22 protein-coding genes are annotated in these 21,746 nt (G+C 56.2%); 6 read left to right on the top strand and 16 right to left on the bottom strand.

Annotated features, from left to right (window positions below; translation table 11 throughout):
* Positions 1-111: 111 nt before the first annotated feature.
* Complete coding sequence (locus B9Z37_RS12855) at positions 112-300, bottom strand: hypothetical protein (RefSeq protein WP_108313427.1); 189 nt, start codon at positions 298-300, stop codon at positions 112-114.
* Between B9Z37_RS12855 and B9Z37_RS12850 the strand changes: the two genes are divergently transcribed.
* A complete protein-coding gene (locus B9Z37_RS12850) occupies positions 299-688 on the top strand; it encodes a hypothetical protein (protein ID WP_146179737.1) in 390 nt (129 codons plus the stop codon). The two genes, B9Z37_RS12855 and B9Z37_RS12850, sit on opposite strands and share 2 nt — an antisense overlap.
* 463 nt (positions 689-1,151) lie before the next feature.
* Here the strand turns inward: B9Z37_RS12850 and B9Z37_RS12845 are convergent, their stop codons facing one another.
* Positions 1,152-1,508, bottom strand: coding sequence for a DUF6876 family protein (locus B9Z37_RS12845; RefSeq protein ID WP_108313425.1), 357 nt, complete (start codon positions 1,506-1,508; stop codon positions 1,152-1,154).
* A gap of 455 nt (positions 1,509-1,963) precedes the next feature.
* Here B9Z37_RS12845 and B9Z37_RS12840 point away from each other — a divergent pair, with 455 nt between their 5' ends.
* Positions 1,964-2,530, top strand: a complete 567-nt coding sequence (locus tag B9Z37_RS12840) for a tyrosine-type recombinase/integrase (protein WP_108313424.1) — start codon at positions 1,964-1,966, stop codon at positions 2,528-2,530.
* 9 nt (positions 2,531-2,539) lie between these two features.
* Here the strand turns inward: B9Z37_RS12840 and B9Z37_RS12835 are convergent, their stop codons facing one another.
* The 3 genes from B9Z37_RS12835 to B9Z37_RS12830 all read right to left on the bottom strand — a co-directional run bounded on the left by B9Z37_RS12835 (position 2,540) and on the right by B9Z37_RS12830 (position 5,162).
* Positions 2,540-3,448, bottom strand: a complete 909-nt coding sequence (locus tag B9Z37_RS12835) for a hypothetical protein (protein ID WP_108313423.1) — start codon at positions 3,446-3,448, stop codon at positions 2,540-2,542.
* Between the two features lie 43 nt (positions 3,449-3,491).
* Positions 3,492-3,731: a hypothetical protein gene (locus B9Z37_RS14365; protein WP_146179736.1), complete on the bottom strand. Its 240-nt coding sequence runs from the start codon at positions 3,729-3,731 to the stop codon at positions 3,492-3,494.
* Positions 3,732-3,920: 189 nt separating this feature from the next.
* The gene (locus B9Z37_RS12830; RefSeq protein WP_240606720.1) at positions 3,921-5,162 is read right to left on the bottom strand and encodes a porin; all 1,242 of its coding nucleotides are present in this window, start codon (positions 5,160-5,162) and stop codon (positions 3,921-3,923) included.
* A 149-nt stretch (positions 5,163-5,311) separates the two neighbouring features.
* On the opposite strand from B9Z37_RS12830, the gene coq7 reads away from it, so the two are divergent.
* Positions 5,312-5,938 carry a 2-polyprenyl-3-methyl-6-methoxy-1,4-benzoquinone monooxygenase gene (gene coq7, locus B9Z37_RS12825; protein ID WP_108313421.1) on the top strand — a complete coding sequence of 209 codons (627 nt, stop codon included), beginning with the start codon at positions 5,312-5,314 and terminating at the stop codon, positions 5,936-5,938.
* A gap of 23 nt (positions 5,939-5,961) precedes the next feature.
* Here coq7 and B9Z37_RS12820 read toward each other — a convergent pair whose 3' ends face one another.
* On the bottom strand, positions 5,962-7,182 hold the full coding sequence (locus B9Z37_RS12820; RefSeq protein ID WP_108313420.1) for an ATP-binding protein: 1,221 nt from the start codon (positions 7,180-7,182) through the stop codon (positions 5,962-5,964).
* A 42-nt stretch (positions 7,183-7,224) separates the two neighbouring features.
* Positions 7,225-7,677: an OsmC family protein gene (locus tag B9Z37_RS12815; RefSeq protein ID WP_108313419.1), complete on the bottom strand. Its 453-nt coding sequence runs from the start codon at positions 7,675-7,677 to the stop codon at positions 7,225-7,227.
* 592 nt (positions 7,678-8,269) lie between these two features.
* Between B9Z37_RS12815 and B9Z37_RS12810 the strand changes: the two genes are divergently transcribed.
* From B9Z37_RS12810 to B9Z37_RS12800, 3 genes are all read left to right on the top strand, one after another.
* A complete protein-coding gene (locus tag B9Z37_RS12810) occupies positions 8,270-10,600 on the top strand; it encodes a TonB-dependent receptor domain-containing protein (protein ID WP_407067237.1) in 2,331 nt (776 codons plus the stop codon).
* A 72-nt stretch (positions 10,601-10,672) separates the two neighbouring features.
* Positions 10,673-12,220 carry a threonine ammonia-lyase, biosynthetic gene (gene ilvA, locus B9Z37_RS12805; protein ID WP_108313417.1) on the top strand — a complete coding sequence of 516 codons (1,548 nt, stop codon included), beginning with the start codon at positions 10,673-10,675 and terminating at the stop codon, positions 12,218-12,220.
* Positions 12,221-12,232: 12 nt separating this feature from the next.
* Positions 12,233-13,132, top strand: coding sequence for a 5'-nucleotidase (locus B9Z37_RS12800; protein ID WP_108313416.1), 900 nt, complete (start codon positions 12,233-12,235; stop codon positions 13,130-13,132).
* Between the two features lie 60 nt (positions 13,133-13,192).
* Here the strand turns inward: B9Z37_RS12800 and B9Z37_RS12795 are convergent, their stop codons facing one another.
* The 9 genes from B9Z37_RS12795 to B9Z37_RS12755 form a co-directional block, all read right to left on the bottom strand.
* The gene (locus B9Z37_RS12795) at positions 13,193-13,816 is read right to left on the bottom strand and encodes a DUF3299 domain-containing protein (RefSeq protein ID WP_240606719.1); all 624 of its coding nucleotides are present in this window, start codon (positions 13,814-13,816) and stop codon (positions 13,193-13,195) included.
* Between the two features lie 56 nt (positions 13,817-13,872).
* A complete protein-coding gene (locus B9Z37_RS12790; RefSeq protein ID WP_108313415.1) occupies positions 13,873-15,153 on the bottom strand; it encodes an ABC transporter permease in 1,281 nt (426 codons plus the stop codon).
* Positions 15,150-15,839 carry an ABC transporter ATP-binding protein gene (locus B9Z37_RS12785; RefSeq protein WP_108313414.1) on the bottom strand — a complete coding sequence of 230 codons (690 nt, stop codon included), beginning with the start codon at positions 15,837-15,839 and terminating at the stop codon, positions 15,150-15,152. The genes B9Z37_RS12790 and B9Z37_RS12785 overlap by 4 nt, the downstream gene beginning before the upstream one ends.
* 34 nt (positions 15,840-15,873) lie before the next feature.
* Entirely contained in the window at positions 15,874-16,755 is an 882-nt protein-coding gene (locus tag B9Z37_RS12780) for a DMT family transporter (RefSeq protein WP_240606718.1), read from the bottom strand.
* 232 nt (positions 16,756-16,987) lie between these two features.
* Positions 16,988-17,863, bottom strand: coding sequence for a protease HtpX (gene htpX / locus B9Z37_RS12775; RefSeq protein WP_108313412.1), 876 nt, complete (start codon positions 17,861-17,863; stop codon positions 16,988-16,990).
* 70 nt (positions 17,864-17,933) lie between these two features.
* On the bottom strand, positions 17,934-18,710 hold the full coding sequence (locus tag B9Z37_RS12770) for a DUF3025 domain-containing protein (protein WP_167394396.1): 777 nt from the start codon (positions 18,708-18,710) through the stop codon (positions 17,934-17,936).
* Between the two features lie 47 nt (positions 18,711-18,757).
* Positions 18,758-19,795, bottom strand: a complete 1,038-nt coding sequence (gene pyrC, locus B9Z37_RS12765; protein WP_108313411.1) for a dihydroorotase — start codon at positions 19,793-19,795, stop codon at positions 18,758-18,760.
* 78 nt (positions 19,796-19,873) lie between these two features.
* A complete protein-coding gene (locus tag B9Z37_RS12760) occupies positions 19,874-20,629 on the bottom strand; it encodes an amino acid ABC transporter ATP-binding protein (protein WP_019430768.1) in 756 nt (251 codons plus the stop codon).
* A 13-nt stretch (positions 20,630-20,642) separates the two neighbouring features.
* Complete coding sequence (locus B9Z37_RS12755) at positions 20,643-21,746, bottom strand: amino acid ABC transporter permease (protein WP_205872591.1); 1,104 nt, start codon at positions 21,744-21,746, stop codon at positions 20,643-20,645.

The following is a 21,746-nucleotide window of genomic DNA, read 5'->3' as shown; positions in this document are numbered from 1 at the left end:
AGACAATTTTGTGATCATTTGATGGCATCAGCGACCAGAAACCCGCGAACATGACGGGTCATGTGCTGCGCATGATGCAAGGTGACGTGCCGCACGACACTCAACGTCCAGTTACGGGACGTTGGGCGTGACGCTGGCTGACTGCTGTGCGGCATTCATTGCCTTCTGCGCCTTGCTGATCTTTTGGCGCTGACGTTCTACAGCCAGAGCATCCGCTGCCCTGTCTTTGGTGGCTTTGAGGGTATCAATGCGGTGCTGCTCTGGCGTTTTGGGCTTGATCACGACTTCATGTATTTGCATGCAGGTATTTATGCCAAATATCGCCACGAAAAAAGCACGGTCTTATTTGGCATTCATAAATACTTGCATGGAAACATTCAAGAACATCACGGACAGGCAGAAGACAGATGCATGGCTCAAAAGCAATGGCATCAACGCCAATCAAATCTATGTGGGCACTGCAGAGCTGTTCCAAGCGCAAAAGCTGGCAACAAACACGCTAAAAAATCATGTCAAGCTGCTGGAGCAAAACCAAGCAGCCACGCTGAATAATTTTCTGCGTGCAGCCAATGGCGCCAAGCGCAGCAAGATCACGCAAGGTCAGTGCTTCAAGGTCTTGAACATCACCAAACAAGCTCAGCGCAAATACGCCAAGTTGATCAAAAGGAAATTGGGCAGCGCTGGCTGATCTGCAGCTGAGGAATTCATGCGAGTAAGTCACTCGCCAAAAAATGGCAAAAACGCGGGTTGGAATATGACGGCTAATGACCCCGCCCTACACACATCGTCGTAAAGGTGTGTGAGCAATAGGTGATGCCGCAGAGTGGTTGCGATGCGCAACTGGGAGTTTCAATACATCTGCCTCCCTTAAAACTCTTTTACGAGCGTGTAGTACGACTCAACTCAAATGACACTACACGACACGGCGGCTGATAGCACCAGAGTGGCTCTCGTGCTATAGCCGTCGTGTGTCCAATCTAATCTAAATGAGCCCAATACCCCTCCCATCACTGCGTGATGTTCGGCTTCGTTCACAGCTGCTCACATGTCTGCTCAAGAAAAATTCAGTGCAGAGCATGATGCAGAGCGACAGCGACGCATCATGCGAGTGCACAGCGAACGCGAGTTCGCTTGGGGTTTGTGCAATCACTTCAATACTCAGTGGGCAACATCAGCACCCAATGCTCACTGTCCCAGCAGGCGTAAATGGTCACTGAAGCCATGGGAAAGTCTGTGTAGCCAATCACTTGAGTTGCGTGCTCATGACCACGACCATCCTCGTAGGTCATGACCGCATGAGTGTTGGTTACATGCATGCGCACGAGCACAAACCAATCCGCAGTTCCAATTTCATGCAAATGGCTGGCAATGGCATCCATGAGCCAATAGGCACCTGCTGCATCTGCGAGGTATTTGGTGCCATCTGTTAGCAAGCACCTGCGAGTGATACGGTAGTAGCGCTCAGTGCCTGTGAACAGATCGAGTTGGGCTGGTTCAAATTCATTCATTTCAGTGCGTTTAGATGTAGAACATCAGCGCAGTGTTGACTCTCTTGTGCTCACGTGCGACCTGTAACCCGTGTACCCTGCGGGGCATGCATGCATGTGTGGACACTGCGCCAGCAGTCCCGTCTTGCTGGCGCAGTGCTCACACTACAGCAGCCCACACCTCAAATCAGCGCTGTGCGCAGCGATCACGCCAGTCCAGCACCCCACGTAGCTGGAACTCCGCACAAGCGCTGCAGCGCTGTTTTATGCAATCGCTGGCGAGATGTAGCGCAGTTCGCACAACTTGCATGCGGCGCGACATAAATACAGCACCAAATGAAATCACGATTAGGTTTACCTGGTTGAAATCATTACGGAAATTTGCCCCGTGATTTTTTCGGGGCATTGGTCGCCCAAAAACATCAAACCAAACACACTAAAAGGACTGCAACGATTTGAAAAACACCCAACACACCATGAGCCAAGCCAAAACACTGACCCCTGCAGAAATTGAACAAGTGCTGCAATACATCCAACCGCGCAGCTACGCCATGCGCAATAGAGTGATGTTTTTGACAGGCTTGTGGTCAGGCGTTCGCGTAGGAGAAATCGCCAGTCTCTCAGTGGGTGACGTGCGCAACACAGATGGCAGTGTGCGTGCAGAAATACGCCTCACTGCGGCGCAGACCAAGGGACGTCATCCACGCACAGTGTTCTTGCCGCAGAAGCTTCGTGATGAACTGCAAGCCTACTTGGACCTGCGTGGACTTGTTCCAGCTACCAACCCCCTGTTCATCACTGCGGGGCGCAAGCGCTTCAGCGCCAACGTGATGGCGCAGCACTTTCACTACTTGTTCAAGCGTGCGGGCATTGCTGGAGCCAGCTCACATTCGATGAGGAGATCATTCATAACTTTGCTGGCATCACGTGGCATTGGCGTGCGGGTGTTGGCTGAGTTAGCGGGACACCGCAGCATTGCTGTGACCCAAAAATACATCGACGTCAACGACGACATGAAGCGCAACGCTGTGGAAATGGTTTGACAGCGACACTCACTTGAGCTTGCGCAACAGCATGCGAAGCTTGTCACGCTGCTGCTGTTGTTCTTGATGTGTCATGGCTTGTGGTTTCTGCACAGGTAACACAAACGCCAATTCACATCCTGCAACCAGAAGCGAAATCAATGCACAGTACTCACGCTTGATGCGTTTGCTCAGCTTGGGCAATCCTGAGTCTTGTGCATAACGTGATTTACTCCCGCGCACTCGCGGCATTGCATATGGATTGGTGTCAACTGCATTCGGCATCAGCGAATCGAACTCAACTGTTCTGTCCATCCATGTTTGCAACTCGCCATACATGCCTGCACCGTAATCACCACGCTGTGCACTGGTAAAAATGTCAGCCAACCGCTCAATCGCATGTTCATATAAACTGATGGCGCGATCTTCCATGCTCGCACCTGCTTTTTTTACGCTGAGTGCGTTGTGTCTTGGTGTTGTTGGTTGTGCTTCAAATCTTGACCATGCGAAATCTGCTGCTCTCAATGCAGCGTTGTAGTCGCGCAGTGGTTCTGGCATGCCGCCGCCGTACATGATTTCACTGGGTTCATGCACATCTGCCAAACTTGCTGCAAACTCTTGCAACTGTTGTGGTGTCAATGCACGGCGCAGCTGCGACAGTGTGATTGTCCTGTGTTGCAGCGCTGCACGTACTGCTGAGTTGATGGCTTGCAGTTGCTGAACTTGCTGCGCCGTCAACTCTGCACGCAAAGGCCAAGTGGGTGTTGTATATGTGTACCGCTCTTGTGCATCCACGTAGTCAGCGTCTGCATGTACATGACCAACTTGGTACTGTTGGTTACAGCCCATTTCGCGCAGCACACGCTCTTGGTGCTGCAACACTGGCACATGGAAGTTTTGATAGTGCAGATCGTCGATGCGTTTGGCAATCCGCGTCAACCATATCTGCGCTGAGTACTGAGCATGCAGCGCATCAGTGCGCTCAACTTTTGTGGCGTGATGACTTCTTGGCTGCAGGCTTTTTAGTTGCAGCCTTCTTTGCTGGCGTACGTGTTAATTTCAGTTCAGGCTTCAAGTCTGCAACTTTGAATTCGTGCAATTCAATAAGTGCCTTTGCAGTCTTCAAATCTTCTTCGCGTGCTGCATCAACTGCTGCTTGATATGCCGCTGTTGCATCTTCTGCCGCCTTCTTTTTTGCTGCCAAGTCTGCTGCTGTAGCCATGTCTCGCTCCAAGTTGGTGTTGTTGATTTGTTAAATTTATCAGCAACAACACTGTGCAGCACCAGTGTTTTCCCTTGCTCACCGTTGTTTCATGACTGCCGCACAGCGTGCAGGCAAGAAAAAACCCACCGTGTTGCCACGGTGGGGTTTTAAGCTTTTAACTCTCAGCTGGCTTGCGCCAGCGTCAAATTAGAAGGAGTGGGACAGACCCAGGTCGAAACCTGTAGTCTTGTCGCCAGTTTTTGGCTTGGTGTTAGCAAATGTTGTGTAAATGCTTGTACGCTTGCTCAAGTTGTAAACATAGCCAACAGCAAATTTGTCAGTGTCAACTGTAGCGCCTTGCTTGGAGTTGGACCATGCAGCCTTGGCAACACCAGCACCCAGGGGAGCTGTCAAGCCAATCAAAGTACCTTTGACTTTGGCAGCGTCAACGCCGCTTGTGGAGTCTTGGTCTTGCGAGTAAACAGCCATGATCTTGGCAACGCCCAGATCATAAGAAGCGCCGAAGTTGGTGCCTTCGTGTTTGACGTTCAAATCTGTGTCGTACTTGGCAGTTGCCAAAGCAAGGCTCACAGGACCCTGAGCGTAAGTGGCGCGCAGGCCATTGCCGGAACCAGAGTTTTTACCGGTAGCGGCGTCGTTGGATGCGTTTTCACCCAAGAAAGTTTGCAACTGGACTTGGAAGCCGTTGAAAGAAGGTGACATGTAGCCGATGCTGTTGGAAGCACGCACGCCAACAACCAAAGAGGCTGGGTTAGCAGCTGCGTTGGCTTGCGATGCGCCAACACCGTTGGTGCCGAACGGATCAAACACAGTCTGGTTCCAGAACAAAGGTGTGTAGTCACGGCCAACGCGCAACTCGCCGAAACCACCCATCAAGCTGGCAGTCATGCGACGGTTGAAAGTCAGGCCTTGCGAGCCAACTGTTGTAGTGCCTGCGATTTGACCAGCAGCTTGGTTGTTTGTGTTTGTGCCAGCGCCAGTGCCGTTGTCAGTGTTCACGCCAGCTTCCATGTGGAAGGCAGCTTTCATGCCGCCGCCCAAGTCTTCTTCACCACGGAAACCGATGCGGCTGGAGTTCAGGCCGCTGGTTGTCATGGATGTCTTCTTAGCTGCGCCTGTTTTTGTGTAGGTAACGGCAGTATCAGCCACGCCGAACAAAGTCACGGTGGATTGTGCGAAAGCAGCGCCGGTGGCAGCAACAGCAGCCAGAGCAATCAGAGTTTTTTTCATTGAGAGTTCTCCAAAGTTTAAAAAAGAGCTTGGGGTTCGTGGGGTGAACATCACCTGTCTAAACACTAAGCCAACCTCCAATTTCGGAAGGTTGAGCGTATTGCACCAGAGCAAACCGCCTTTTCCAAGCGATTCAAAGAATAAAGGTCTTTTTCGTTGCATTGATGCAACAAAACACCCCCAATCAGGCACTTTCACCGGATATTTTTAAGATTTTTATCAATAAATTCAACAACTTCAAAAGACTATTCAATCAAGCAGATGAAGCGTGCAATCTTCCTTTGGGCATGAATGCCGACTTTCAACCCTGCGACGAGGCACAACGGCTGAAAGGGTAAACTTTCTGCATGTCGCTCAACGCTTTGATCCTTGCCGCTGACAGTGCCCTGCGCACTTTGTGGGCTGCACCACGTGCCAGCCGCCCAACGCCACAAGCCCCAGCCATGGGCATTGAGATGTCTGACACCGAGCGCCGCGAGGCTGCCGCTCTGATGCGCGTTAACCATGTGGGAGAAGTGTGCGCTCAGGCGCTCTACACCGGTCAGGCCCTGGCCTGCCAAGACCCCGCCTTGCGAGCCCAATTGGCCGAAGCCAGCCGCGAAGAAACGGACCACTTGGCTTGGACGAAGCAGCGGCTTGATGACCTGAACGACCGCCCCTCTCTCTTGAACCCGCTGTGGTACGCCGGTGCGTTCGCCATAGGCTATGCCGCAGGCAAGCTGGGCGGCGACCGGGTGAGCTTGGGCTTTGTGGTCGAGACCGAGCGGCAGGTGGAAGCCCATTTGCAAAGCCACATGGACCGCCTGCCCGCAGCAGACAGCGCGTCACGCGCTATCGTGGCACAAATGAAAACCGATGAGATCGCCCACGCCCAGATGGCCATGAAGGCTGGGGCGACGGAGCTGCCTGGCACGGTCAAAGTCCTGATGCAGGCCGCCGCCAAGGTGATGACGACGGTCGCGCACCGGGTTTGACACCCATTGGCTGGCTAAGCCACTTACAGATATCCCATGGGAATGGCCGTGACGCTGTCCGACAAAGGCACGTCGCGCGGCGTCAGACAAAGTACAGCGCCCGGGCCCACGGTCTTGCCCAAATGGGCTGCGGCTGCAAACGCCTTGCTGGCTTGCGTGGAGGGTGTCCCGGTTTTCTTGATCTCGATCGGGTAAATCACATCGTCCGATTCGATGAGCAGATCAATTTCTTTTTGATCGGTGTCACGGTAAAAGTACAGAGGCGCTTCTTTGCCGTTGTGCCAGTAGCTTTTGAGGATTTCAGCCACGGCCCAAGTCTCTAGGATGGCGCCCGACATGCTGCCCGCCTCCAGCGCTTCGGGTGTGCTCCATTTGGTCAGGTAAGCGGCCAGACCTGTGTCTAAAAAATACAACTTGGGTGACTTGAGCATGCGTTTGGTCAGGTTGCGATGGTAAGGCTGCAACAAATACACAAGGCCGGAGGCCTCCAAAACCGACAACCAGGCTTTGGCGGTTTTGGTGTCGATGTCCAACTCATTGGCTAAATTGGCGTAATTGAGCAACTGCCCAGTTCTGGCGGCTACCACGCCCAAGAAACGGTGAAAACTCAAGGGGTCTGATACTTTGAGCAACTCCCGCACGTCGCGCTGCACATAGGTTTGAACATACGATCGGTAAAAAACATCGCGGCTTTGCTCGCCTTGGGTTTGCAAGCGGGGGTAAGAGCCCATCCAAATTTGTGCGTACAAAGCCTTGAGCGTCATGGGTTTGGCCAATGCACGGGCTTGGGCGATCCATTCGGGGGTTGGGATAAAAGCTTGTGATTGCTTGGCTCGTCCTTGTTGCTCGGCCTGCGACAGCCCCAACAAATCCACAATGGCCACTCGCCCAGCCAAGCTTTCGGTCAAGCCTTGCATGAGTTGAAATTTTTGCGAGCCTGTGAGCCAAAACTGTCCATTGCGCGGATCCTTGTCCACCGCCATTTTGATGGCACTGAAAAGTTGAGGCGCGTATTGCACTTCGTCGATAGTGACGGGTGCAGGCCAAGTCTGCAAAAACAAGGCGGGGTCTTGTTGCGCGAGGCGGCGCATGTCCATGTCGTCCAGCGTGACATACGACCTGTTGCCTTCGCTGCACATCTCTAGCAATGTGGTTTTCCCCACTTGGCGTGGTCCTGTGACCATCAAGACAGGAAAGTTTTGGCTAACGTGACGAATGGCTTGTGCGAGTGTGCGATCCAGCATGATTTTCCGAATTTATGGAAAGCAATTCCATTTTTCTGAATTTTACACGGCTTCCACCACTTCAAAACTGGTCGTGATCTCGGCTGTTTTGCTCAGCATGATGCTGGCCGAACAGTATTTGTCGTGGCTCATGGCAATGGCTCGCTCCACCGCGCTGGCGGGCACGCCTTTGGCCGTGACGGTGAAGTGCATGTTGATCCGGGTGAAGACCTTGGGGTCGACCTCGGCGCGTTGGCTGCTGATTTTGACGCTGCAGCCGCGCACGTCATGGCGGCCGCGCTTCAAGATGAGCACCACGTCGTAAGCCGTGCATCCGCCGGTACCTGCCAGCAGCATTTCCATGGGGCGGGGAGCGAGGTTTTGACCGCCGTTCTCGGGTTTGGCGGCATCAGGGGCACCGTCCATGGCCACCACGTGGCCTGAGCCTGTTTCGGCCAAAAACCCCATGCCGGAGCGGGTGCCGGCAGCGCCGGTCCAAGTGACTGTGCATTCCATATGTGCTTTCTTGGCAAGGGTACGGCAGCTTTGCGCGCACCGTTAAAAGTGAATTTGAAGCGGATCGTAAACCGGATTGACATGAAGATCTTTGCAAGTTTTTGCAATTTGATACACCCAACTTGCTGCAACGCAGCAAATATCCAGCTAAAATCTGCACACGCGTGCTTTTTTGCATGCCCCCATTGTCTCCTCCACCCTCTGAAAAGGTGGATTTGCCCCAAGCCGCAAGGCTCGGGGCATTTTTTTGACCACAAAATAAAAATGGATAATAAATAACTAATTTAATTCAAAATTGCTTTAGAAAAACTCTCACCGTGGGCTGCTGATGAAAAACATGGCGTATCAAGCACCAAGTACAACTCGGTGGCTAGGCTTAGATTGCCTTGGATGCGGTCTTTGGGTGAGATGGTTGGCCGCAGTGCTCCTATGGCCTGTTTGCGCACAAGCTCAGCATGAGGTCATGGTGATCGAGCAAGCCCTCGAACACCGCCAATTTGGACGGGTGGAAATCACCGGCTCCAGCGTGATCAACCCACGTAGCCGTGAAGCATTACCAGTGCGGGTCATTGACCGCAAGGAAATCGAGCGCATGGGGGTAGAGTCAGTGCCCGAGTTGATCCAGGGCCTGTCATCGATGCATTCGTACACCGAATCCGGCGGCACCAACATTTCCGGCCAAGGAGGCTACCGATCTGCAGCGATTCATGGCTATGAAGCGGGCACACTGGTCTTGATCAATGGCCGCAGAGCCCCTTCTTTTGCCAAACAGCGCCCTCAGGTGGACCGCACTGCTGTTGATTTGTCGATGGTGCCGCTGCGGGCCATTGAGCGGGTCGAAATTCTGACCGACGGTGCATCGTCCATCTATGGCAGTGACGCGATCGCCGGCGTTGTCAATTTGATCACGCTGCAGCAAGCCCCAGGAATCAGCTTGAGTGCAGAGAAACTGACCACCCAAGGTGCTGGCGATGGCTACAGCGCAGGCATCAGCTTGGGCAAAGGCAAACTGGACCAGGATGGCTACGCTTTGTCCATGCACCTGGAAATGCAACAACGTGACCCGGTGCGGATGCGTGACCGCGCTTACACAGACCTTCGCCCACAGCTTTATGGGGAAGACGCACAGGGCAACCCAGTGTATTTTGTGCCTCAGAACATAATCCCGAACAACGCACCGGCGCAACTGCTGAGCAACAGCACCAACCCAGCGTTGTGCCCTGCGGGTTTCGATTACACCGTGACCCGCAGAAACACAAGTTGGCCACGGCACCAGTGCCAGACCAGCCAGCTGCGAGACACTTACCTTTATCCGGGCTACGAAAACACCAACCTGTGGGTGGCATTTGAAAAGCGAATTGATGCCACGTTGGCAGTATTTTCCGAAATCGGTTACCAACAGCAGCGCAGTGACTATCGCCGTATCGTCAACGGACAAGCCACCAATGGCAACATCCTCTACGACGCCGAAGATTTCAACCCGGGTTTTGCCAACGAAAGACAAAACAACCACCGGGCGGTGATAGGTGTTCGTGGTGAATGGAAAAACTGGTATTACACCGCCAGCCACACGCGCGCCGAAAACCACTTTGAAACCATCAACCGAGGCGGCTTCACTCTGGGCAGCAACTGGGGAACCATCCTGACCGCCGCAGAGCGCCAGCAAGACCCCAGCACCTACTCTGATGCCACTTGGACCAAGATCAGGGCGCGCTTTGCCGAACCTTCAACTGCGCACGAATATCGCACACGGTTACAAGACACTCAACTCCTGGCTTCGCGCACAGTTGGGGAAAACCAATGGGGTGATATCAAGCTGGGCACGGTATTTTTCAACACGCAATCGCAACTTACCAATGAACTGGCTGAGAACCGTGAGGACTACCCTTTCAAGCGCAGCAACAGTGGTGCAGGCCTGGAATTGCAGATGCCTTTGTATGACCGGCTGGAGTTTGTATCGAGCTTAAGGGCAGAATGGTACAGTGACTTTGGCAAAGTCCTGACAGGCAAAGTGGGCGCCAAACTGGAAGTGGCCGACAACACCCATTTACGCGTCAGCACAGGCACGGGGTTTCGGGCTCCGACCCTGGCACAGACCAGCGCCAGCAATTACAGCCGTTACAACTCTGCTGGCCTCATCGACTATTACTCGCTCGGCAACCCCGATCTCGAACCCGAAAAATCAAGGCAATGGAGTTTGGGCATCCTTTCTCAACCGACATCTCAGTGGAGCATGAGTCTGGACTATTGGGCAATGGATGTGACCAATGTTTTTGGCACTTGGACACCAGATCAGATATTCAGTGACCCGGCGCTCAAAGCGATTTATTACACAAGCAACTACAACCACACAGGCAGACCACGCTACACAATCAAGCCGTTTAACCAAGGCATCATGACCAAATCGGGCATCGACTACCAAATCCGTTACCGCTGGCCGGTGAGTCTGGGACGAGTTTGGGCTGGATTAGAAGGCACCTACAACCTGAAGTCCAAGCGCAGCACTTATCCGGGACAAACACCCGTCTCTAATTTGGGCAACTACGATACCGCAACAGGCTCAGTGACTGCACGCAACATCTTGCGTTTGACAACGTCACTCGAAGCCAGAACTTTCGGTGTGACCGCACATGTCAATTACCACTCTGGCAACGATGAAGCCATACCGGCATTGATCGACTCTCAAGGCTATTTCGTGGGCGACAAATTCACGCACCGCGTACCGGATCATTGGACACTGGATGTCTCCGGGGTGTACAGGTTCACACCCACCTTCAGCATGCGGATGCACATTGCCAACTTAACCAACCGCACGCCTCCGGTTCGCTACAACAGCCCCTATCTGGGCTCGACTTTGTCAGACACGCGTTATGACGATTACTACGGTCGTACGGTGCGGATTGCCATGGACATCAAGTTCTGAAAAAGAGGCATGGGCTGCGCGCTATGATCAAACCATAGCCCCCCTCTTGCGCGGGCCATTGACACAGCTGACATGACCACCTCCAAACTCCGCCCAGCCGACTACCTGATCAAAATCCTCAATGCCCGCGTGTACGACGTGGCCACCGAGTCGGCGCTGGAGCCTGCTAAAAACCTCTCGCGCCGATTGGGCAACCAGGTGCTGCTCAAGCGGGAAGACCAGCAGCCCGTGCACAGTTTCAAACTGCGCGGGGCTTACAACAAGATGGCGCACTTGACGCCCGAGCAGCTCAAAAAAGGTGTGATTTGCGCGTCGGCCGGCAACCATGCACAGGGCGTGGCGCTCAGCGCCAGCCGCTTGGGCACGCGGGCAGTGATCGTCATGCCGACCACCACGCCGCAGGTCAAGATCGACGCGGTCAAAGGCCTGGGCGGCGAAGTGGTGTTGTTTGGTGACAGCTATTCAGATGCCTACAACCACTCGGTGGCGCTGCAGAAAAAGCAGGGGCTGAGCTTTGTGCACCCCTTTGACGACCCCGATGTGATCGCGGGCCAGGGCACGATTGCCATGGAAATGCTGCGCCAACACCAAGGTCCGCTCGATGCGGTGTTTGTGGCCATCGGCGGGGGCGGTCTGATCAGCGGGGTGGCCAACTACATCAAGGCGGTGCGCCCCGAGGTGAAGGTGATCGGCGTGCAGATGAACGACTCCAACGCCATGATCCAATCCGTGGCCGCCAAAAAGCGCGTGACATTGCCCGATGTGGGCCTGTTTTCGGACGGCACCGCGGTCAAGCTGGTGGGCGAAGAGACCTTCCGTGTCGCTCGCCATCTGGTCGACGAATACATGACCGTGGACACCGACGCTGTGTGCGCGGCCATCAAGGACGTGTTTGTGGACACCCGATCGATCGTGGAGCCCGCAGGTGCACTGGCCGTGGCCGCCATCAAGCAATACGTGGCCACGCACAAGACCAAAGGCCAGACCTATGCGGCCATTTTGTGCGGCGCCAACATGAACTTTGACCGTCTGCGCTTTGTGGCCGAACGCGCCGATGTGGGCGAAGAAAAGGAAGCGCTTTTTGCGGTGACGATTCCTGAAGAGCGCGGCAGCTTCAAGCGCTTTTTGGAGCTGATTGGCAGCCTGCCCGGCGGCCCGCGCAATGTGACCGAGTTCAACTACCGCATGAGCGATTCGGACAAAGCCCATGTGTTTTTGGGGCTGAGCACATCGGCCAAGGGCGAGAGCACCAAGATCACCGCCAACTTCAATAAAAACAAGTTTCAGGCCATCGACCTGACCCACGACGAGCTGGCGAAAGAGCACATCCGCCACATGGTGGGCGGGCACTCGGCCATGTCACAAGACGAACGCTTGCTGCGCTTTGAGTTCCCCGAGCGTCCGGGTGCCTTGCTCAAGTTTTTGAGCTTGATGCGCCCAGGCTGGAACATCAGCCTTTTCCACTACCGCAACCAGGGCGCCGACTACGGGCGCATTCTGGTAGGCCTGCAGGTGCCGCCTAAAGACGACAAGGCGTTTGCCAAGTTTTTGGAAACGCTGGGGTATCCATATGCGGAAGAGACAAGTAATCCGGTGTACCGACTGTTTTTGAGAAGCTGACAAGGAGCTGCCATGCCCGCATCCCTAGAAGGCCAACTCGTCGTCGCGATCTCGTCGCGCGCGCTGTTCGACTTTGAAGAAGAAAACCGCCTGTTTGAGCAAGGCGACGACCGGGCTTACATGAAGCTGCAGCTTGATCGGCTGGAAGTGCCTGCCAAGCCGGGCGTGGCGTTTTCTTTGGTGCGCAAGCTGCTGGCTTTCAATGATCCAGAGGCACAGCGGGTGGAGGTGGTCATTTTGTCCCGCAATGATCCGGTGTCGGGCATGCGGGTGTTCCGTTCTGCACAGCATTACGGCTTGCCTATTCAACGTGGCAGCTTCACGCGGGGGCAGCCGCCGTGGCGCTACCTCAAGCCGCTGAACGCCAATTTGTTTTTGTCCACGCATTTGTCGGATGTGCGTGCCGCACTCGATGCGGGCGTGCCAGCCGCGCAGGTCTACCCCCACTCGGCCCTGGCATCCGAAGCGCATCCCCATGAAGTGCGCATTGCTTTTGACGGCGATGCGGTGCTGTTTTCAGACGAAGCCGAGCGGGTGTTTCAGGCCGAAGGTTTGTCGGCGTTTCAGGCACACGAGCGGGCCAAAGCTGGCCAGCCTTTGCTGGCAGGCCCTTTCAAACCGCTGCTGGAGGCTTTGCACCGTTTGCAACAAGCGGGCACCCCTGCCATGCGCATCCGCACCGCGTTGGTCACGGCACGCAGCGCCCCAGCACATGAACGCGCCATCCGAACCTTGATGAACTGGAACATCGAGGTGGATGAAGCCATGTTTTTGGGTGGTTTGCCCAAAGGTGAATTTTTACGTGAGTTCGAACCCGATTTTTTCTTTGATGATCAAACGGGCCATATCGAGTCAGCTGCCCGGCATGTGCCTTCGGGGCATGTCGCCTCAGGGATTTCGAATCCGGATTGAGGCTCAAGGCGTCGTTTTTTCAGAAGCGGACCAGGCCTTGCGTTCGCGCTCAGGACGGCTTCACTTTTTATCCACAAACGGGGCCAGCGCTTTGGCATCTATGCGGTAACTGGCCGCCCCCATGTGCGAGTCGGTTTTGGTCGCGCTCATCTGGCCCGTCACCCAAATCACGTCCATCAAACGAAAGCGTTTGTTGGGCTTGTCGAGCACCACATGCACGATTTGGTTGGCCGGGGGTGGGGGCGAATGCACGCAGGCGCCAAAGTAAGGCACCAGCAAAAACTCTTTCATACCACCAGGCACGTCCTCCAGGGGCACCAAAAACCCCGGCAAGCGCACGTTCTGTCCGAGCAGCAATGGGTTGATGGGCGCGTTGTCCCACATCTTGCGCATTTTTTTAAGGGCCTCGTCTGCCTTGGGGTCGTTGTCTTTCAGGCCATCGAGGTTGAGCGCTTTAAGGTCCTTGTAGGGGTCCCAACCGGCCGGGATCAGTTGCTCCCAACCGATGGTGCGGACAGGGCCTGGTGTGCTGGCGCCTGCAGGGCCACTTTCTGCAGACAGCGCAGGCTGAACTTGCGGCACCAACTCGCGGGCGGTTTCGCGCAAGCTTTGCGCTGGCGCGTTCAAAGCACACAGCGTCGCAAACAGCACAACAACTCGACCAGACAGCATCGCTTTTTCCATTTCTTCGCTCCCATTCTCGGTGGTCATTCCCACGGTCAGACCCAGCGGTCAACGTGTCATGCACGCGGCGACAGGCCATCGGCCAATGACATGCGGTAAGCACGCCAAGCGGGCCCTAAACTGGCCAGCATACCCGCCAGCACGATCGTCACCGCCAAAGCCCACTGCGTCGGCAGCGGTGCGGCGATTTGCAGGCGGATACCCAAGCTGTTTTGCAACCAAGGCGCCCCTAGGGCCATGCCCACTTGGGCCAGCAACACACCCAACAGCACACCGGTGCAGATCACCCAAGTCCCTTCCAGCGCCAAGAGACCCAGCACATGGCGCGGTCCGGCCCCCACGGCTCGCAACACAGCGAGTTCGCGTCGGCGCTCGTTCAGGCCTGCCAGCACCACCGCCATGAGCGAAAACAAACTCACCAACGCCACCAGCGCCGACACCGCCAACAAGGCGTTTTCGCCCAGCCCCAAAACACCCCATAACTCGCCCAAAGCCACGCCAGGCATCACCCCCATCAGGGCCTCGTCTTCGTACTGACTGACAAAGCGCTGCACATTGAAGACCGCTGCACGGGTTTTGAGCCCCACGAGTGCGGCCGTGACTTCGACAGGCTCCAGGTCAAACTTGCGCGCTTGATCTGCGGGAATGTGCCCGCCCGGCATGGGTGCCCCGCCTGCCCAATCCAGATGCAAGGCTTCCAAAGCCTGCAAGCTGACATGCACGGTGCGGTCAACTGGTGTCCCGGTGGGGGCCAAAATGCCGACCACCTGAAAGGGCTTGTCGGCATGGTCTTCATGATCATGGTCATGTTCGTGCAAACCATGGCCCAAGGTGATTTGCTGGCCCAAGCCATAACCCAGCTGACGGGCCACCTCGGCACCGATCACCGCTTCGTACAAGCCATCGAGCGTCCCTGAGAACACGGCACCGCTTTGCACCACCAAGGGCTGCTTGTCCCCATAAGCAAAGTGCTGAAAATACGCGGGCGTGGTGCCCAGCACCGGATAGCCTCTGTGCGAGTCACCCAAGCTCAGCGGGACCACCCAGGACACCGATCGGTGTTGGGCAACAGCGCGCACGCTGTCCATGGACAGCACTTGCGGTGCGCTGCCGATGTGAAACACTGAAAACAACATGAGCTGCACCGGACTGCTGCGCGCCCCCACAATCAAATCCACGCCACTGACCGATTGCGCAAAGCTGACTCGGACGTCATGGCGCAAACGCTCCAATGTCCACAACAAAGCCGTGGCCAGCGCCAATGAGATCACGACCCACACCAGCGTGCTGCGCCTGTTCCATGCGCTGAGTCGTGCGATACCTGCCAGGCTACTCATGTGTGCGCCACCATTTGCTGCAAATCAGGCAAGGCCCATTGCACATCAAACCGCGTGGCCTGCGCAGCGTCGTGGCTCACGCACACCAAAGTGCTTCCTGCATCACGCGTGGCCTGCAGCAGCAGATTCATGAAGTCTTGGCGCAAAGCAGCGTCGAGCGCCGAGGTGGGCTCGTCCGCCAAAATCAACTCGGGCTGCCCCATCAGGGCACGGGCTGCCGCCACGCGTTGTTGCTGTCCGACCGACAAGGCATCTGCACGACGTGTCCACAACTCGGCAGGCATTGCCATGCGTTGCAACCAGTTTTGAGCCGCGACTTGTGGCCCGCCCTCAGCCTGGCAACGCTCACGCCGCAGCGCTGAAAACCGACAAGGCAGCACCACGTTATCGAGCACACTCAAATAAGGCAGAAGGTTGAATTGCTGAAACACCACGCCCACATGGTCAGCGCGGAATGCATCACGCTGACCTGGACGCAAAGCGGCCCAGTCCTGTCCAAGCAAGGACACCCTGCCACTTTGGGGCAAGATCACGCCCGCCAGCAGGCCCAGCAAGGTACTTTTGCCACAACCACTGGGGCCGTGCAAAAAGACGGTTTGTCCAGCCGACACCTGCAACGCGCCCAAGGCCAACGTGTCTTCGCCAGCAGAGGTCCATGCATAACGCAAGGGTTCAATGTCGATCACGCAGCTCTCCCTTTTTATTGGAAAATATACCCCGTCAATCGGGTGCAGCGCTCTTTCTCCTGCTTTCGCGGCGGGCAATCCAGACCGTGGCCCACAAGATGACGAAGGCCCCCAGCCAAGTGGATTGGCTCGGCACATCGCCAAACACCAACCAGCCCAACAAAGACGCCCAGACCAAGTCGAGAAATCGCAAGGACTGGGTTGCGGAAATGTCGGCCATGGCGAAGGCTCGCGTCAGGCAATAGTGGGCCAACGTGCCCAACACGCCTGTGGCGGCAAAGCCCAACCACTGCATGGGTGTCGGCATTTGCCAGTGGGGCAAGGCCATGGGCAAGCTGAGCACCGTGACGGTGAGGGCTTGCCACAGCACAATCACGCCGGGTTTTTCGTAGCGGGTCAAGGCCTTGGTGATGAGAAATGATGCGGCAAATACGGGCGAGGAAGCCAGCATGACGAGGTTGTACCAACCACCCTCGCCCGACATTTTGGGCAAGACCACCACCAGCACGCCGGAAAAACCAATCACAGCGGCGATCCAGCGGTCTTTGCGCATGGGCTCACCCAAAAACCAGGCCGCGCCGATCATGATGAAAATCGGCCCTGTAAAACCAATGGCCGTCATGTCGGCGAGTGGGATTTGGGGCAAGGCAGTGAACCACAAAATCAGGCCCAGCGTATGCACGCCGCCCCGCCAGAACTGCCCCACCATGTTCACTGGCGCATAAGCACGCCAACCATCGCGGTAGACCCACGGCAGCATTACCAGCAAGCCAAACAAGTACCGCAAAAACTGGGACTGGTAAACGTCCAAGTGCAAAGTCAAATGACGGGCAATGGTGTTCAGAACGGAGAACAACAAACCGCCCAACACCATCCAGACCATGCCCCGCACAGCGGCTGGCCAAGCTGAAAACATGCGCTGACCACGGTGGTGCGCAAGCAACCAAGGACGAGGTGGAGAGAAAAAGGATTTGCGCGGCTTCATGCGCAAACACCGAGATAAATATGATTCACCCAACCATCTTAGGGCGAGTCACCGCCCAAGCGGGTCGCTTGGGTTACGCAGCTTTGTGGTGGTCGGTTTTCGCAGCGGCCTGCCCCTGCAACCGAAGATGGATTCGGTCGCAGCTTGATGGGGCAGTCAGACCTTATTGGGCGCTGTTTTGCAGCGCGGCAATGCGCTCTTCAATCGGCGGGTGGGTGCTGAACAACTGACCGATACCACCAGCAATGCCCATCGCCGCCATGCTCTTGGGCAGTTCCGCGGTGTGCACACCGCCCAAACGCGCCAAGGCGTTGATCATGGGTTGCTTTCGGCCCATCAGTTTGGCGGCTCCCGCATCGGCACGGAATTCACGCTGGCGGCTGAACCAAGCGACGATCATGGCTGCCACAAAGCCCAGCAGGATGTCCATGACGATGGTGGTCACGTAATAGCCGATGCCAGGACCACTGCTTTCTTCATCGTTTTTGCGCAGGAAGCTGTCCACCGCGTAACCCACCACACGGGAGATGAACACCACAAAAGTGTTCATCACGCCTTGAATGAGCGTCATGGTGACCATGTCGCCGTTGGCGATGTGCGCAACTTCGTGGCCGATGACGGCTTCGATTTCTTCGTGCGTCATGTTTTGCAACAGGCCGGTGGAGACAGCCACCAAAGCCGAGTCACGGAAGGCGCCCGTGGCAAAGGCGTTCGGGTCACCTTCAAAAATGCCCACCTCGGGCATGCCGATGCCTGATTTGTCAGCAAATTTGCGCACGGTCTCCACAATCCAGGCCTCGTCGGCATTGGCGGGTTGGGTGATGACGCGCACACCCGAAGACATTTTGGCGATCCACTTGCTCATGAGCAGGGAAATGATGGCTCCCCCAAAACCCATGATCAGCGCATAGCCCATCAAAGCGCCCAGGTTCAGGCCGTTGGCTGTCAAGAATCGGTTCACACCCAGCAAGCTGGCCACAATGCCCAAGACGACCACGACGGCCAGGTTGGTCAGGACAAACAGAAAAATACGTTTCATGGATGGTTTCACTTTCTACCCGGAAGACGCGGGCTCGTTGGACGGCATATTAGGGACTTACTGGGCAAAATCAAACCGAAGGCGTCATTTCCGGATTGGCGTACGGTTTTTCAGCCGCCCCCTTGAGGCGGCGCGGCCTGAAAACGCTGACGTCTTCGTAAAAAACGGCCGTCTCGTTGGCTGGCCACCAACCCGGCACACCCAGCACGGGCAGAGGGCTGAAGGGTTTGGTCGCGAGCTTGTCGGCCGTCAAGTCCTGCGCCAGCCACGCATCGATCTGCTCATGGGCCACGTCGTCAGGAACGCGCCATAAATGCACGGTGATCGATTTGTAGGGCTGCACCAGCTTTTCGAGGGCGGCATGGCCAAACGTCCACAAGCGCGCATCTGACCACTCATGGCGCAAAGCCAGGAAAGCGTCAGCCCAACGGTGCTCGGTCAGTGCCGACCACAAGGCGTCAGAAGCCTGGATCAACAAGGCATTTTCATCAAACACTGTCGCCGCATCCCGAACAGGACCGCGCACCTGACCGACACCTGCTCGCGCGATCTCACGGGCCTGCAATTGGTTCAAACGCTTTTTCGCCAGCGGAAAATGCATCCAGCACAAGGCGTTGAAAAAGTCGTGCAAGCCTTCACGCGTGGGCACAAGACCTTGGGCGTAAATGAAGTCTTCGTAGGCCTGGCCTTCGGGTAAATCGGATTGCGGCACAAAACCCACCGGCGCCAAAGCGGCCTCGTTCAATGCTTGAGGTTGAGGGCAGCCCGCGATCACGCGCAGCGCCAGCGCTTGACCGACCTCTCGCCAGTTGGCCAACCAAGGAGCAGCCCAATCAATGTCGGCCACGCCCAAGGTTGAGATGGCTTCGCACCGGTGCCCCGGGCGGTTGGGGTTCAGGCCGCCACCAGACGCCACGGCAAGCTCTCTCCGGAGCGCAAAGGTTTGAGCTCGGCTTCACCAAAAGCAAAGCTCTCGGCAGGTGTCCAGCTCTCACGGCGCAGCGTGACATGGCCGCTGTTGCGCGGCAGGCCATAGAAGTCAGCACCATTGAAACTGGCAAAGGCCTCCAGCTGGTCCAGCGCACCGGCCTGGTCAAAGGCTTCCGCATACATCTCAATGGCCGCATGCGCGGTGTAGCAACCTGCACAACCCGTGGCGTGTTCTTTGAGGTGCGCCGGATGGGGCGCACTGTCTGTGCCCAAAAAGAATTTGCGGTTGCCCCCTGTGGCGGCTTGCACCAAGGCCAGCCGGTGTGTCTCGCGCTTGAGGACAGGCAAGCAGTAGTAATGTGGGCGAATGCCACCCGTGAAGATGGCGTTGCGGTTGTAGAGCAGGTGGTGCGCGGTGATGGTCGCCCCCAGCAACGCATCACTTTCAGCCACGTACTGCGCAGCCTCTTTCGTGGTGATGTGTTCCATGACGATCTTGAGGCCCGGAAAATCACGGCGCAGCGGCTTAAGTTGCTGCTCGATGAACACCGCTTCACGGTCAAACAGGTCGATGTCGGATGAGGTGACCTCACCGTGCACCAACAGCAAAACACCTTCGCGCTGCATCGCTTCCAGCACAGGGTAAATTTTGCGCAAGTCGGTCACGCCCGCATCGCTGTTGGTCGTAGCACCTGCGGGATAGAGCTTGCAAGCCACCACGCCTGCCGCCTTGGCTCGCGCAATTTCTGCCGGATTCAGGTTGTCCGTCAGATAAAGCGTCATCAAGGGCTCAAAATCCATGCCCTGGGGCACAGCGGCCAGGATGCGATTTTTGTAGGCCAGTGCCTGCTCGGCCGTGGTCACCGGCGGCTTCAGGTTGGGCATGATGATGGCGCGGCCAAACTGCGCGGCCGTGTGCGGCACAACCACATTCAATGCAGCACCGTCGCGCACATGCAGGTGCCAGTCGTCTGGTCGGGTGAGGGTGAGTTCTTGAGTCATGTGCATATTGTCTCAAACCTTCGCCCTCATCCCATCCATCGCTTTCGCCGAAAGCGATGGCAGCGCCCGTCCCGCCTTTCAATGCCCCAGGATTTTGGACAAAAAGTCTTGCGCCCGGTCGGTTTGTGGCGAATCAAAGAACTGTTGGGGCGGGGCTTGTTCGACCACCTGGCCTTGGTCCATGAAGATCACGCGGTCGGCCACGGCCTTGGCAAAGCCCATTTCATGCGTCACACACAGCATGGTCATGCCTTGACTGGTCAACTCGATCATCACGTCCAGCACTTCCTTGATCATCTCAGGGTCGAGCGCAGAAGTCGGCTCATCAAACAGCATGATTTTGGGGGTCAGACACAGCGCACGGGCAATCGCCACACGCTGCTGCTGGCCACCGGACAACTGCAAGGGGTATTTGTGAGCGTGCTCGACAATGCGCACACGCTCAAGTTGCACCATGGCTTTTTCAATGGCTTCCTTGCGCGGCATCTTCGCCACCCAAGTGGGCGACAAGATCAGGTTTTCGAGCACCGTCAGGTGCGGAAACAGGTTGAACTGCTGGAACACCATGCCGACTTCACGACGAACTTTGTCGATGCCTTTGAGGTCATCGCCAAGCACCGTGCCGTCGACCGTGAGCGTGCCTTCCTGGTATTCCTCAAGGGCGTTGATGCAGCGGATCAGGGTGGATTTGCCCGAGCCCGAGGGGCCGCAAATGACCACTTTTTCGCCTTTGGCAAATTGCAGATTAACGTCGCGCAGCACGTGGTAACCATTGCTGGCGTACCACTTGTTGACGCCCTTGAACTCGATAAGAGGGGTTGCATTGGAGGTCATGGAGATCTTTCGTTCAGCGAACTTTGCTCACGGCCGTGCGGTCTTCGATCCACAAGCTGTAACGTGACATGGCAAAGCAAAAGGCAAAATAAATGAAGGTGATGAAAAGGTAGGCTTCGATCTTGAAAGGACGCCAGTCGGCATCCGAGTTCAGCGCCAAGCCCAATGCACCCGTCAACTCATACAGCGACACAATGGTCACCAAAGAGGTGTCCTTGAACAAACCAATGAAGGTGTTCATGATGGACGGCACCACGGTGGCCAAAGCCTGCGGCAAAACAATCATGCGTTGGAGCTGCCAGTAGCGCAAGCCCAGCGTCGCCGCCGCTTCGGTCTGCCCCTTGGGCAGCGCTTGCAGGCCCCCGCGAACCACCTCGGCCATGTAGGCTGCAGAGAACAGCGTGATGCCAACCACCACACGCAGCAGCACGTCGATCTTGACGCCTTCGGGCATGAACAGTGGCAACATGAACGACGCCATGAACAGCACCGTGATCAGCGGCACACCACGGATCAACTCGACATACAAAGTGCACAAAGTCCGGATGGCGGGCATGTTGGAGCGTCGACCCAGCGCCACAAAAATGGCCAGCGGAAAAGCCAATGTCATGGAGATCACAGTGAGCATGACGGTCAGCGGGAATCCCCCCCATTGGTCTGTGTCCACCGCGGTCAAGCCAAAAAATCCGCCCTTCATCAACACAAAGTAAATCGCCAGCATGACGATCCAGATTGCCGGAAGCGCCTTGTTCCAAAAGCGTGGCATGCAGCTCAGAACGACCACGCCCAGCATCAACGCGGTCGCGATCACGGGACGCCAGTGCTCTGTTTCAGGGTAACGCCCCATCACAATCAGGCGGCCTTTTTCCGAGATCACCCCCCAGCAGGCACCTGCACCGCGCACGTCATTGCATGCCTGCAAATTGGCATTGAACACGGCATTGAGCAAGGCCCAGTCCATGGAGGCCACAAATGCCCAAACCACCAGCGCCAGCAAGAACACCGACAGCAAACTGTTGCCGATGGTGGAAAACAAATTGGCACGCAACCAAGCCAAGGGGCCCGAACTGCGACCCGGCATGGGTCGCGCATCGATTGATTTAAAAACCGTATTCAT

The sequence above is a fragment of the Limnohabitans parvus II-B4 genome, from assembly GCF_003063455.1.
Taxonomy (GTDB): Bacteria; Pseudomonadota; Gammaproteobacteria; order Burkholderiales; family Burkholderiaceae_C; genus Limnohabitans_A; species Limnohabitans_A parvus.
This window is presented reverse-complemented; position numbering and strand designations above follow the sequence as displayed.

What these genes read in the sequence shown, in the direction of transcription:
- B9Z37_RS12850 (WP_146179737.1), top strand. Translation starts at nt 299, where the DNA reads ATGCAGGTATTTATGCCAAATATCGCCACGAAAAAAGCACGGTCTTAT.
- B9Z37_RS12855 (WP_108313427.1), bottom strand. Translation starts at nt 300, where the DNA reads ATGCAAATACATGAAGTCGTGATCAAGCCCAAAACGCCAGAGCAGCAC.
- B9Z37_RS12845 (WP_108313425.1), bottom strand. Translation starts at nt 1,508, where the DNA reads ATGAATGAATTTGAACCAGCCCAACTCGATCTGTTCACAGGCACTGAG.
- B9Z37_RS12840 (WP_108313424.1), top strand. Translation starts at nt 1,964, where the DNA reads ATGAGCCAAGCCAAAACACTGACCCCTGCAGAAATTGAACAAGTGCTG.
- B9Z37_RS14365 (WP_146179736.1), bottom strand. Translation starts at nt 3,731, where the DNA reads ATGGCTACAGCAGCAGACTTGGCAGCAAAAAAGAAGGCGGCAGAAGAT.
- coq7 (WP_108313421.1), top strand. Translation starts at nt 5,312, where the DNA reads ATGTCGCTCAACGCTTTGATCCTTGCCGCTGACAGTGCCCTGCGCACT.
- B9Z37_RS12820 (WP_108313420.1), bottom strand. Translation starts at nt 7,182, where the DNA reads ATGCTGGATCGCACACTCGCACAAGCCATTCGTCACGTTAGCCAAAAC.
- B9Z37_RS12815 (WP_108313419.1), bottom strand. Translation starts at nt 7,677, where the DNA reads ATGGAATGCACAGTCACTTGGACCGGCGCTGCCGGCACCCGCTCCGGC.
- B9Z37_RS12810 (WP_407067237.1), top strand. Translation starts at nt 8,270, where the DNA reads ATGGGGGTAGAGTCAGTGCCCGAGTTGATCCAGGGCCTGTCATCGATG.
- ilvA (WP_108313417.1), top strand. Translation starts at nt 10,673, where the DNA reads ATGACCACCTCCAAACTCCGCCCAGCCGACTACCTGATCAAAATCCTC.
- B9Z37_RS12800 (WP_108313416.1), top strand. Translation starts at nt 12,233, where the DNA reads ATGCCCGCATCCCTAGAAGGCCAACTCGTCGTCGCGATCTCGTCGCGC.
- B9Z37_RS12795 (WP_240606719.1), bottom strand. Translation starts at nt 13,816, where the DNA reads ATGGAAAAAGCGATGCTGTCTGGTCGAGTTGTTGTGCTGTTTGCGACG.
- B9Z37_RS12790 (WP_108313415.1), bottom strand. Translation starts at nt 15,153, where the DNA reads ATGAGTAGCCTGGCAGGTATCGCACGACTCAGCGCATGGAACAGGCGC.
- B9Z37_RS12780 (WP_240606718.1), bottom strand. Translation starts at nt 16,755, where the DNA reads ATGTTTTCAGCTTGGCCAGCCGCTGTGCGGGGCATGGTCTGGATGGTG.
- htpX (WP_108313412.1), bottom strand. Translation starts at nt 17,863, where the DNA reads ATGAAACGTATTTTTCTGTTTGTCCTGACCAACCTGGCCGTCGTGGTC.
- pyrC (WP_108313411.1), bottom strand. Translation starts at nt 19,795, where the DNA reads ATGACTCAAGAACTCACCCTCACCCGACCAGACGACTGGCACCTGCAT.
- B9Z37_RS12760 (WP_019430768.1), bottom strand. Translation starts at nt 20,629, where the DNA reads ATGACCTCCAATGCAACCCCTCTTATCGAGTTCAAGGGCGTCAACAAG.
- B9Z37_RS12755 (WP_205872591.1), bottom strand. Translation starts at nt 21,746, where the DNA reads ATGAATACGGTTTTTAAATCAATCGATGCGCGACCCATGCCGGGTCGC.